Below are 11,988 nucleotides of genomic sequence, written 5' to 3'. Positions count from 1 at the left end.
GAAAACCGCCGCCGGCCAAAGAATGTGAGCTTAGGTTGCGGGCGCAGGGAGGCAAATCGAAGATCCTGCACCCCGATCCACCGGCAAACCCTGCCCGGTAGGCTTGGAGGCATGAGTGCAACATTGGTTTTGGTTCGGCACGGCGAGACCGCCTGGAACGCCGAGGGACGCCTGCAGGGACAAACGGATATTCCGCTCAACGACCGGGGCCGCGAACAGGCCCACGTCGCGGGACGGGAACTCGGCTTCGGATCCTGGGATGTGCTGGTCTCCTCCTCGCTCGGGCGTGCCGTCGAGACGGCGGAGCTGATCGGGCAGAACCTGGGCCTGGCATTGACCGAAAGGCTCCAGGGCCTGCAGGAACGCAGCTACGGGCAGGCAGAGGGCAAGGTCGTCCGCGACCTGCCTCGGGAGAGGATCGACGAACTGCTGCGGTCGGCCGAACCCGAGGGCGTGGTGGCAACCCGCGGACTGGCCGTGCTGCACGACCTGGTCCACCGACACGAGGGCCGGAACATCATCGCAGTGGCCCACGGAACGCTGATCCGCCTGGCCCTGGACACCATCAGCGACGGCCCCAAGCGCCCCATCATGCGCAACGGCGAAGCCGTGCACGTGGACGTGCAGAAACTGCGCGAGCATTTCCGCGAGGCCGTGCACTAGAAAAGACCGCTCCGGCGGGCGCACCATGTGTGCATGAACCAAACGTTTTTCGGGGACCCCGAATACTATGCGCGCTTCGCGCGTGCCTATGACGCGATGGTCGGCTCCAAGCTGTACAACCAGGTGTTCTGGGGTGCCGAACCCCGCCAATACACCGACTTCGCGGCCCGGGCCATCGGCTCGGGAACCGGCCCGCTGCTGGAGGTCGCCGTCGGCACGGCGCAAGCCACCGGGGCCCTTCACGTAGCCAGTGGCCGGAGAACGACGCTGGTGGACATGAGCGCGCCGATGCTCGAGCTGGCCGGGCAGTCCATCGCCGAGGCGGCCGGCGGGACCTTGCCCGATCGGATCACCCTGGAGTGCCGGGACATGCTTGAACCGCCGACGGACCGGCGCTATGAGACGATCCTGGGAATGGGGCTGTTGCACCTGGTCCCGGACGTCGCCGCCACCGTCCGTGCGCTTGGCCGGCAGCTGGAGGATCACGGGAAACTGTTCCTGGCCTCGCTGGTCAAGGGCCCGCGATGGTCCAACGCCTGCCTGGGCCTGTTGAAGGCGCACGGCGACATCGCGGCGGCGCGCACGGCCGGCGAGCTCTTCGACGAGGTGCGGGATGCCGGGCTTGGACGGGTCACCGTGACACGCCGCGGGGCCATGGGCTACGTGGAGATCTCGCTCTAGCCGCGAGCTCGAACAGCGCAGCCCAAGACCGGCTCGACGCGGCGGCCACCGTACCCCGCAACTGCGGTATTCTGGCCGCAGAGGTGGTCGTCGTGGCGACAAACGGGGCCTTGGAACAGGGCCGTGAAAGCTTTGCGGGGCAAGATTGGAAGGCCGCGCACAGAGGCCTTTCCGCGGCGCGGAACCAGGCGCCGCTGGACGGAACGGACCTGCTCCGCCTGGCCATCGCGGCCTATCTGCTGGGCTTCGACACCGAAAGCCGCGACAACCTTGAACGCGCGTACCACCGCCAGATGGCCGTCGGACGGTTTCCCGAGGCGGTGCGTGCGGCGTTTTGGCTGGTGCTTGAGTTGGCCCTGGGCGGCGACGTGGCCCGGGCGCAAGGCTGGATGGCCAATGCCCGGCGATTGCTGCCGCACTGCCGGCCCGATTGCGCCGAGCAGATGCTGATGCTGATTCCCGAGGCCCTCTTTCAGCTGGATTCCGATCCCGGTTCCGCCCTGGTCGCATCGACCACGGCGCTTAAGGCCGGGGAACGGCTTGGCGACGCGGAGCTGCTGGCCCTGGGGATCCTGGGACGCAGCCAGGCACTGATCCGGCTCGGACGGATCGCCGAGGCCCTGCCGCTGATCGACGAGGCCATGCTGGTGGTCACTCGCGATCCGGTGTGCCCGATCGCCGTGGGAATCGTCTACTGTGCCGCGATCTCCGAATGCCAGGACGTCTTCGATCTGCGCCGTGCCCGGGAATGGACCGAGGCCCTGGGCGATTGGTGCGACCACCAGCCCGACCTGGTCCCATACCGCGGACAGTGCATGGTGCACCGCGCCCAGCTGATGCGCCTTCGCGGTGAGCTGGACAGAGCTGCGGCGGAGGCCGCCCGCGCCGCGGACTGGCTGGCCAGGCCGCGGCACCCGGCCCTCGGGATGGCCCACTACGAGATGGGCGAACTCGAACGGATCCGGGGTGACGCCGCGCAAGCCGAGCGGCACTACGGGCGGGCGCACGGCTTCGGTGTCTCGCCGCAACCCGGGCTGGGCCTGCTGCGCCTGGACCAGGACCGACCCCGGGAAGCCGCTCCGGCCCTGGAACGTGCCCTGGCCGAAGCCTCGGCCGACACCGACCGGGCGCGGTTGCTGCCCGCGTCGGGGGAAGCGCTGCTGGCCGTCGGACGGTTGGCGCGGGCCACCGAACTGGCCCGCGAACTGGCCGGGATCTCCCATTACTTCGGCTCGGTCCAGCTGCAGGCCGAGGCGCTGCTGCTGCAGGGAAGGATCCTGCTGGCGCAGATGCATCCGGAACAGGCGCTGGCGCTGCTCAGCCGGGCGCGGGAACAGTGGTCGTCCCTGGGCCTGCCCCTGGAGGTGGCCCGCACGCGGTTGCCGATGTCGGAGGCCTGCCGGTTGCTGGGGGACGCGGAGGGCGCCCGGATGGAACTGGATGCCGCTCGGGCCTCCCTGCGCGAACTGGGGGCAGCGGCCGCACTGGGCCGGGCCGCCAAGTCGCGGGAGGCCGGCCCGGTACCCGGTCCCGGGGCGCCGCCGGACACCGCAACGCAGACAGTCGGCTTCGGGCCGATTTCCCCGCGCGAAACGGAGGTGCTGCGGCTGGTCGCCACGGGGATGACCAACCGCCAGATGGCCCAGACACTGTTTCTCAGCGAGAAGACCGTGGCCCGGCACCTGAGCAACATCTACACGAAGATCGGGGTGGAGAACCGGGCGGCCGCCACCGCCTACGCGTACGACCGCGGCATCGCCGGGCGCGCCGGAGCCGGCCGGGCCGCGGACGGTGGGAACCATGGGGTCCATTAGCCCGGCGGCGGACAGCCGCAGCGCCCGGTGGCGCCGCGGACTGTCCAATGTCCCGGTCCCCGTGCCGCACCTGGCCGGGGTGGGCGCAGCGGTCCTGCTGGGCAGGCTCGGCGCGACACCCCGGCAGCCTCCCGCAGCTGCGGCCTGCGGGACGCTGCTGGCCGGTTCTGGCGTGCTGCTTGCCGCGGCCGCCTGGAGGGCAGCACGCCCCGTCGATTTGGCACGCCCGCAGGTGCTGGTCGTCTCCGGGCCCTACCGCCTCAGCCGCAACCCGATGTACCTCGCGTGGTTGCTGTTCCACGCCGGCGCCGGGACCGCGGCGGGCAGCGGCTGGACGGCCCTGACCCTCCCGGCCGCCGCACTGCTGGTGCACCGAGCCATCCGGGACGAGGAACGCCGGCTGCTGGAGGAATTCGGGAGCCGGTACGAGCACTATGCGGCATGCACGCCGCGCTACCTGCGCCTGCGCACTACACAAAAGAACCCATTTGGCCGGGATGGGTGATTCTGCGGAAGTCGCCGGCCCCCTCCGCCCCCTACCCTCGGTACCAAGACCACAAGGGAACAATCCCGCCCCAGGGAGTGTGAACACTCGCTTCTTTGTTTACAGTCGCACTCACTACATCGTTTACACACGCACTCGACACTTCCTTTACACACGATGTCAGCACATCGTTGACACCAAAACTCACAACATCGCTGACACCGCGTGCACTCAGATTTTCAGTCAAGTCAGCCGGTAAGTTCCAGCTGGTAATGCTGCTTTTCGTAGTCGATCCGCTTCAGCACCCACGCCGGTCTCGGTTCGCGGATGCGGGCACCGTGGACCTGCCACAGCGGCATCAGCTTTTTGCTGGAGGCAAGACGCAGCGGCAACGGAAAATAGAGACTTTCCTCCCCATCAAGGGTGCTGAACAACGTAAATCCTGTTTCGGTGGTGACCAATCGGTGTTCGCCGACCAGATGAGTCGGCACCTTAAACGCACGGCCACGGTAATAGATCTGTGGGTTGGTGCGAGTAATCTGCACCAGGTCACTTGGTTGGTCCTGCAGCTTGCCGGTCTGGACGGGCAAAGCTTCCTGGGCCTGTTGCTGCGTGGCCATGATGGTGCCACCGGTATCGGTGGATGATGCAGCAGCTTTGAGAGCGATTTGTTTGTCGCGGTAGGCATCAGCCTTGGCCTGCAACTGCTCAATGCCAATGGGAGTGCCGTCGGAGCCCCGGTGTTCCCCTGCTTCCCATGCCTGGCCAGGGGTGAGATGAGTGCTTCCAACCTTCAGAGACTGATGACGCCGTCGATAGTTGTAGTGCTCCCTGAAGCGCACCAAAAGCTTGGAAAGATCATCGAGGTTCTTGGGGGCGTGAGCATCGAGAAACCGGACGAGGGTCTGATGGCTTCTTTCGTTTTTTCCTTGGGTTTCTGGATGCCAAATACGGCCCGTGATGCCCCGACAACCACGCTCGGCTAGGAAGATCTCTGTGCTACTAATCTTTCCACGACGGGCCTGGTTGAAAGAGAGTCCGTTGTCAGTCAAAAGCTCCTGCGGAACCCCGTATTCGTCGAAGGCTGCACGCAACGTGGAGATCGCGTCTTCGCTGTTTTCGGGTCGTTCAAAGCAAAGTGACCCAACATCAAAACGGGTTCCATCATCCAAGAGCTGGTAGATCGTTGCCTTGGTGCCGTCTTGGTCGAAGAGCCGATATTCCAACCCATCGAGCTGCCACATCTCCATCGGATATGACCGAGAGAACCTCATCCACGCACTGCGCGGTCGCTTTCGGGGGTTGGTTTTGGTGACGCCCGATTCGGCGAGGATTCGTCCAATGGTTGCCACCGACGGGACCTGGTCCCCAAATTCTCCGGAGTCCACACCTTCGAACCAGATTGATTGCGGGCCGTGGTCCCAACCGGCTTTGGCCATGCGTTGACGGATCCGCAACACCAATTCCTTGGTTGGCTCCCCGTAAGTCCTCGCCGGGCTCTTCGGAGCCCTGGAATGCGGGTTCAGCGCCTTGTTGCCTTCGGCGATATAGCGTTTCTTGACTTTGTAATAGGACGGTCGGCTGATGCCCAGTTGATCGCATAATTGCGAGATACTGAGGGAGTCTGGCAGACCCGGATCGAACTCAATGATTTGACGGCGTACCGACGCCGATAATGTATTTGACACCCATTATTATCGAATAACCTGAGGTCAGATCCGGGTCTGCCATGCAGTTGCTACCTGTCAGCGATGTCTTGAGAGATCCTGTAAGCGATGTCCTGAGTGATGTTGTAAACGATGTTCTGAGAGATCACATCCCGCCCCAGGGAGGACATCATGGGTACCGAAACAGTGGACACGCTCGTCGTCGGCGCCGGCCAGGCCGGACTCGCGACCAGCTATTGGCTCAACCAGGCGGGCATCGCGCACCTGCTGGTGGACCGCCGCGAAGCACTCGGCGGCGCCTGGCAGGACCGCTGGGACAGCTTTCGGCTGGTCACGCCGAACTTCGCGCTCCAGCTGCCTGGCATGCCGTACGACGGGCCCGACCCCAACGCGTTGTCGGGCCGCGATGCCGTCATCGAGTTGTTCCGCGAATACGCCGGGCGGATCGCCGCCCCGGTGCGCCTGGCCACCGAAGTGACCGGGATGGAAGTGGCCAACGGCGGATTCCTGGTCCACGCCCAGGGGGCCTCGATTTCGGCGCACCGGGTGGTGCTGGCCACCGGCCCCTTCCAGGTGCCGAGCCTGCCGGCCGCGGCGGCCGGGTTCCCGGAGTCGGTCCGGCAACTGCACAGCAACGACTACCGGCAACCGGGCCAATTGCCCGAGGGCGCGGTACTGGTCGTCGGGACCGGGCAGTCCGGCACGCAGATCGCCTCCGAATTGCTCTCCGCCGGGCGGCGCGTGCACGTGGCGGTGTCCTCCTGCACCGGCGCCCCGCGCAGCTACCGCGGCCGCAACCTGTACTGGTGGCTGATGCAGGTGCTGCTACGGGGCCCGGAACTCGGCATGAGGGTCCCCACGGTGGATGACCTGCCGACCCCGGCCGCCCGCTTCGAATGCCATCCGCACCTGTTCGAGGATTCTCCGCGCCTCCTCGCCGAACGTGGTGCGGTGCTGCACGGGAAAGTCCTTGGGGTTGACGGGTCCACGGTGAGTTTCGGGGACGATGTGGCCCGCAAGGTGGCCTTTGCCGAGACCGACTTCGACGTGCGTTCCCGCCCGATGTTCGATGCCTACGCAGCGGCCACCGGGCTTGAGCTGCCGCAGGATCCACCGGCCACCGGCCTCGGTCCGGTGCCGGAGGGGGGAGTCGATCTCGACATGGATGCGGAAGGGATCGCCGCGGTGGTGTGGGCCACCGGCTACCGGCTGGACTTCTCCTGGCTGGGGCTGCCGATCCTGGACGAATGGGGCTACCCGCTGCACCGCCGCGGCGTCACCGTCCAGCCGGGCCTCTACGCGATCGGGCTGCCGTGGCTGCACACCGAGCCGTCGGCGGTGATCCCCGGGGTCGGTGCCGACGCTGCCCACCTGGTCGAGCGGATGGTCGCGGCCGGCTGAACAGCCGGCCGCGGGTCCGCATGTGGGCGGGGACCGGAGGGGGCGAAACACCTGCCCCCGCTGGCCCGATCAGGCCCGGAGACGCCTCCGCAATTCGAAGCGGTCGGCATCCATGAGCTTGGCCCAGGCGGCGGCGAAGTCGCGCACGAACTTCTCCTGCGCGTCGTCCGAGGCGTACACCTCGGCCAGGGCGCGCAGCTCGGAGTCCGCGCCGAAAACCAGGTCCGCGCGGCTGCCCCTGAAGCGGCCGTCGGCGGTGGAGTAGGTCAGTTCCTCGGCATCCGGTATCCACTCCAGGCCCATTTGGGTGAGGTTCACGAAGAAGTCGTTGGTCAGCGCGCCCGGGGTGTCGGTGAAGACACCCAGGTCCGAGCCGTCCCAGTTGTTGCCCAGCACGCGCAACCCGCCGAGCAGCACGGCCATCTCCGGGGCCGAGAGGCCCAAGAGGTTCGCGCGGTCGATCAGCAGGAACTCGCTGGGCATCTTCAGCAAACCCGAGTCGTAATTGCGGAACGCGTCGGCCACCGGCTCAAGCCACGCGAACTGCTCCTCATCGGTCTGCTCCTGGGTGGCATCCACGCGGCCCGGGGTGAACGGGACGGTGATTTCGGCGCCCGCGGCCCGCGCCGCCTGTTCGATGCCCACATTGCCCGCCAGCACCACCACGTCGGCGAAGGAGGTCTTGATCTCCGAGGTGGCGTTGAAGCGGTCAACGATTCCCTCGAGCGTGGCAATGACGGGTTTGAGCTGCTCGGGCTGGTTCACGGCCCAGGAGACCTGCGGCTGAAGGCGGATGCGCCCGCCGTTGGCCCCGCCGCGCTTGTCCGAGGAACGGAAGGTCGCCGCGGCCTTCCACGCGGTGGAGACCAGCTGCCCGACGCCCAGGCCCGAGGCGGAGACCATGTCCTTCAGCGCCGCGATTTCCGGATCCCCCAGGGTCGTTTCCGGGGCGGGTGGCAGCGGATCCTGCCAGGGAAGGTCCTCGGCCGGGACCTCCTTGCCCAGGTAGCGGGACTTCGGGCCCATGTCGCGGTGGGTCAGCTTGAACCATGCGCGGGCATAGGCGTCGGCAAACTTCTCCGGGTTGTCCTTGAAGTTCCGCGAGATCGGGCCGTAGATCGGGTCGAAGCGCAGGGACAGGTCGGTGGTGAGCATGCGCGGTTCGCGGCGCAGGGAGGGGTTGTGGGCCATCGGGACCAGGTCGGCGCCCGCACCGTCCTTCGGGCGCCATTGCTGGGCGCCGGCGGGGGAGAGGAACATTTCCCACTCGTAGCCGAAGAGGATGTGGAAGTACTCGTTGTCCCAGCGGGTCGGGTGGTAGGTCCAGGTGACTTCCAATCCCGAGCCGATGGTGTCGTCCCCGTGGCCGGTGCCGTGGCCGGACTTCCAGCCCAGGCCCTGCAGCTGGAGCGGTGCGGCCTCCGGGGCGGGGCCCTTGTGGGACTCGGCATCGGCGCCGTGGGTCTTGCCGAAGGTGTGGCCGCCGGCGATCAGCGCAACGGTCTCCTCGTCGTCCATGCCCATGCGGCGGAAGGTCTCGCGGATGTCGATGGCTGCGGCCAGTGGATCGGCCAGGCCGTCGGGCCCCTCCGGGTTCACGTAGATCAGGCCCATCTGGACCGCGGCCAGCGGGGCCGCCAGCTCGCGGTTCCCGGTGTAGCGCTCGTTGTCCAGCCAGACCTTCTCCGGGCCCCAGTACACGTCGTCGTCGGCTTCCCAGACGTCCGGGCGCCCGCCGGCAAAGCCGAAGGTCTCAAATCCCATGGTCTCCATGGCCACATTGCCGGCCAGGATGATCAGGTCGGCCCAGGAGATGGACTGGCCGTACTTCTTCTTGACCGGCCACAGCAGGCGGCGGGCCTTGTCCAGGTTGACGTTGTCCGGCCAGGAGTTCAACGGGGCGAAGCGCTGCTGGCCCGACCCTCCGCCGCCGCGGCCGTCGTGGCTGCGGTAGGTGCCGGAGGAATGCCAGGCCATGCGCACGAAGAGCGGCCCGTAGTGGCCGTAGTCGGCGGGCCACCAGTCGTAGGACCTGGTCATGGCCTCGGCGAGGTCTGCCTTCACGGCGTCCAGGTCAAGGGCCTCGAAGGCCTCGGCGTAGTTGAAGTCCGCGGCGAGCGGGTTGGACACCGGGGTGTTCTTGGCCAGGACCTTGAGGTTGAGCTTGTTCGGCCACCACTCGGTGTTGGTGTTGGCGTAGGTGGGGTGGGCGCGGCCGGCGTCGAATACGGGGCACTGGCCGCTCGTGGTTTCGGACATGGCTTCCTTCTTAGGGGGATGTGTCGGCTGGGGGAGCCGAAGTGCCGTGTCGAGGCACAGGCGAGCTGCTTTCCCCAAGGCGAACACGGCGTTGTCGATGGTTGTCCCGTGAATGGCGGAGGATTGCGGCCGGGCACGACGCCGAGGGGTGCTTGTGGCCCGCGGTATCAGGGCCGGGGCTGGTGTTGGCATGCGGATTGGAGCAGGCCGCGGCGGTCCGCCGGGGCGTCATGTGCAGGGATGCCTCGGGCGGCACTGGCTCGAGCGCAACAGGCTTTGTCATGCTCAACTTTTCCCGCCGATCCCGGCATCGCCGGGATCGGAGCGGATTCGGACTGAAATGATTCGTGGAATCCCGCATCGCGGTATGCGGTCCGGGCGGGCGTGACCGGCTGGAGCGCCCAGCAACCAGCTTAACCGTCTAGCGTGCCCGGCGCTATGGGTTTGCGCGTCGCTGCCGCGTCCACGTGAATCGCCCCCCCTCCCAAGATGCCGGGAAGGGGGGCGAAGGCCGTACGGCCTGGCTCGCTTGGCAGTGCGCCAAAGGGGTTCTAGCGCTCGCAGATTTCCTTGATCTCCGCGATGCAGGGCTCGTTCTGCAGGCTGGTGGTGTCACCCAGGGCGCTGCCCTCAAAGAGCTGCGTCAGCAGGCGGCGCATTATCTTGCCCGAACGGGTCTTGGGAACGTCGGGCACGAAGACGATCTCGCGCGGCTTGGCGATGGGACCGATCTGCGTTGCCACGTGGTTGCGCAGCTCGGTGGTGAGGGCCTGCTGCCTGGCCAGCGCCTCGCCGGACAGGTCCGTTCCCACCACCGACTTGTCGAAGGGCACCACGAACGCGGTGGCCGCGTGGCCGGTCTTCGCGTCGCTGGTCGGGCAGACCCCGGCCTCGACGACCGCCGGGTGGGTGACCAGCGCGGATTCGATCTCGATGGTCGAAAGCCGGTGCCCGGAGATGTTGATGACGTCGTCCGTGCGGCCCAGGATCCAGATGTCCCCGTCCGCATCGAAGCGTGCCCCGTCCCCGGCCAGGAACCAGCCCTGCTCGGCATACTTTTCCCAGTAGGAGGTGTAGTAGCGCTCGGGGTTTCCCCAGACGGTGCGGGCCATGGCCGGCCCGGTCTTGGTCAACACGATGTTGCCCTGCACGTTCGGCTCCACCCCGGCTCCCTGTTCGTCGACGATGTCAACGGTTACCCCGGGCAGCGCCCGGGTGCCGCAGCCCGGCTTGAACGCGGTGTCCCCCTGCCGCGGGGAAAGGATCGTGGAGCCGGTTTCGGACTGCCACCAGGTGTCGACCATCGGAATGCCGGCGGGGGTGTCGCGCCCCACCTGGCCGCGCAGCCAGCGCCATGCCTCCGGGTTCACGGCCTCGCCCACGGTTCCGGCCAATCGGATCGAGGACAGGTCGTAGTCGGCGGGGACGCCGTCGGGGAACCAGCCCATCAGCGAGCGCACCAGCGTGGGCGCGGTGTAGTAGCTGGTCACGCCGTAGCGTTCGATGATCTCGAAGTGGCGCCCGGGGTGCGGGGCGTTGGGCACGCCCTCGTAGATGACCTGGGTGACGCCGTTGGACAGCGGCCCGTAGATCTCGTAGGTGTGCGCGGTGACCCAGGCCAGGTCCGCGGTGCACCAGTGGACATCGTTTTCCCGCTGCGCGGGTTCCGGGTGGGAGAAGAGGAACTCGTGGCTCCAGGAGGCCTGCGTCAGGTAGCCGCCGGTGGTGTGGACCAGGCCCTTGGGCTGGCCGGTGGTGCCGGAGGTGTACATAATAAACAGCGGGGTCTCGGCGTCGAAGGCCTCGGGGGAGTGCTCCTTGCTCGCAGTTTCGACGGTCTCGTGCCACCACACGTCCCGGCCTTCGGTCCAGGCGATCTCGTTCCCGGTGCGCCGGAGCACCAGCACGTGTTCGATGCTGTTCTCCCCGGAAACCGCGGCATCGGCGTTGTCCTTGACCGGGACGGCCTCGCCGCGGCGGAACTGCCCATCGGTGGTGACCAGCAGCTTCGCGCCGGTGTCTTCGACGCGGAACCTCAGCGCCTCGGCGGAAAAGCCGCCGAAGACCAGCGAGTGCACCGCGCCGATGCGCGCGCAGGCCAGGGTGATGACCACGGTTTCCACGAGCACGGGCAGGTAGATGACCACGCGGTCGCCCTTGCCCACGCCCAGGGAAAGCAGCGCGTTGGCGGCCCGGGACACCCGGTCCTGCAGGTCCTGGTAGGTGACGGTGGTCCTGTCGCCGGGCTCGCCCTCGAAGTGCAGGGCGACCTTGTCGCCGCGCCCGGCTTCCACGTGGCGGTCCACACAGTTGTAGGCGGCGTTGAGCTTGCCGCCCTCAAACCAGCGAAGCTCGGGCCCGCGCCGGGCCCCGGCATCGACACCGGTGCTCGAGTGGATGGTGTGCCAGTCCTCGGACCAGCTCAGGCGCCGCGCCGCGGCATCCCAGAACGCGAGGCGTTCGTCCTCGCTCCACAAGGTTTCCTCGGCAGCGAGCACGGGCAAAAGGGTTTCAGTCATTGTTTTTCTCCATCGGTTCTGGCGTTAGCACTTCACCTGACGGAGGTGGTTGCTGCGGCGTCAGGGAGCCAGATCTCTCGGCCGCTCGGGATGGGTAGTTTCATTCATCAAACTCGATGGCGTGTCACGGGAGCAAACCGACCGTAATGTGACGGAACGTTCGATGTCAGGCTTTGCTTGGTTTCAAGATCGAATAATCTTCGTATAAATCGAAAATTATCGAATGGCGTAAACGCTGCGAATCAGTGTTCCCGGTGCAGCTGGCACCCGGGAAGGACACTGGAAGTCTCATGCCACCATCCTATTTGCCAATGATTGTACGGCCGACGGGGTTTTTCGGCAGGTCCGAGGGATATTGGCAGATGCTTCGAATGAATGGCCTGAAGAACGCCGCACATCCGATGATTCCGGCGGGCCGGACGGAGTTGGTGGATCGCCATCCAGCCGGTGGCGCAGGGCCCAATTGTGACGATCCGAGTTGTCACCCCTGCGCCGCGACG

8 protein-coding genes and 1 riboswitch are annotated in these 11,988 nt (G+C 66.8%); of the genes, 5 read left to right on the top strand and 3 right to left on the bottom strand.

What is annotated here, in order from left to right; all coding sequences use genetic code 11:
* Window positions 1–111 precede the first annotated feature (111 nt).
* The 4 genes from J2T21_RS08090 (at window position 112) to J2T21_RS08075 (ending at window position 3,663) form a co-directional block, all read left to right on the top strand.
* The gene (locus tag J2T21_RS08090) at window positions 112–663 is read left to right on the top strand and encodes a histidine phosphatase family protein (protein WP_307580300.1); all 552 of its coding nucleotides are present in this window, start codon (window positions 112–114) and stop codon (window positions 661–663) included.
* Window positions 664–696: 33 nt separating this feature from the next.
* Entirely contained in the window at window positions 697–1,344 is a 648-nt protein-coding gene (locus tag J2T21_RS08085) for a class I SAM-dependent methyltransferase (RefSeq protein ID WP_307580298.1), read from the top strand.
* A gap of 92 nt (window positions 1,345–1,436) precedes the next feature.
* The gene (locus J2T21_RS08080; RefSeq protein WP_307580296.1) at window positions 1,437–3,158 is read left to right on the top strand and encodes a helix-turn-helix domain-containing protein; all 1,722 of its coding nucleotides are present in this window, start codon (window positions 1,437–1,439) and stop codon (window positions 3,156–3,158) included.
* Window positions 3,145–3,663, top strand: a complete 519-nt coding sequence (locus J2T21_RS08075; protein WP_307580294.1) for a methyltransferase family protein — start codon at window positions 3,145–3,147, stop codon at window positions 3,661–3,663. The genes J2T21_RS08080 and J2T21_RS08075 overlap by 14 nt, the downstream gene beginning before the upstream one ends.
* Before the next feature lie 227 nt (window positions 3,664–3,890).
* Here the strand turns inward: J2T21_RS08075 and J2T21_RS08070 are convergent, their stop codons facing one another.
* Window positions 3,891–5,330: an IS481 family transposase gene (locus J2T21_RS08070; RefSeq protein WP_307580293.1), complete on the bottom strand. Its 1,440-nt coding sequence runs from the start codon at window positions 5,328–5,330 to the stop codon at window positions 3,891–3,893.
* 150 nt (window positions 5,331–5,480) lie between these two features.
* On the opposite strand from J2T21_RS08070, the gene J2T21_RS08065 reads away from it, so the two are divergent.
* On the top strand, window positions 5,481–6,710 hold the full coding sequence (locus J2T21_RS08065) for a flavin-containing monooxygenase (RefSeq protein ID WP_307580291.1): 1,230 nt from the start codon (window positions 5,481–5,483) through the stop codon (window positions 6,708–6,710).
* 69 nt (window positions 6,711–6,779) lie between these two features.
* On the opposite strand, the gene katG is transcribed toward J2T21_RS08065, so the two are convergent.
* Together katG and acs are read right to left on the bottom strand one after the other, a co-directional pair.
* Complete coding sequence (gene katG, locus J2T21_RS08060) at window positions 6,780–8,969, bottom strand: catalase/peroxidase HPI (RefSeq protein ID WP_307580289.1); 2,190 nt, start codon at window positions 8,967–8,969, stop codon at window positions 6,780–6,782.
* A 551-nt stretch (window positions 8,970–9,520) separates the two neighbouring features.
* Complete coding sequence (acs, locus tag J2T21_RS08055; protein ID WP_307580287.1) at window positions 9,521–11,488, bottom strand: acetate--CoA ligase; 1,968 nt, start codon at window positions 11,486–11,488, stop codon at window positions 9,521–9,523.
* Window positions 11,489–11,494: 6 nt separating this feature from the next.
* A riboswitch (SAM riboswitch) is annotated at window positions 11,495–11,585 on the bottom strand.
* Between the last annotated feature and the right edge of the window lie 403 nt (window positions 11,586–11,988).

Origin of the sequence: Paeniglutamicibacter psychrophenolicus (assembly GCF_030812255.1) — a bacterium.
GTDB classification, from domain to species: domain Bacteria; phylum Actinomycetota; class Actinomycetes; order Actinomycetales; family Micrococcaceae; genus Paeniglutamicibacter; species Paeniglutamicibacter psychrophenolicus_A.
The sequence above is the reverse complement of the archived record's forward strand: the minus strand, read 5'-3'. Positions and strand labels throughout refer to the sequence as shown.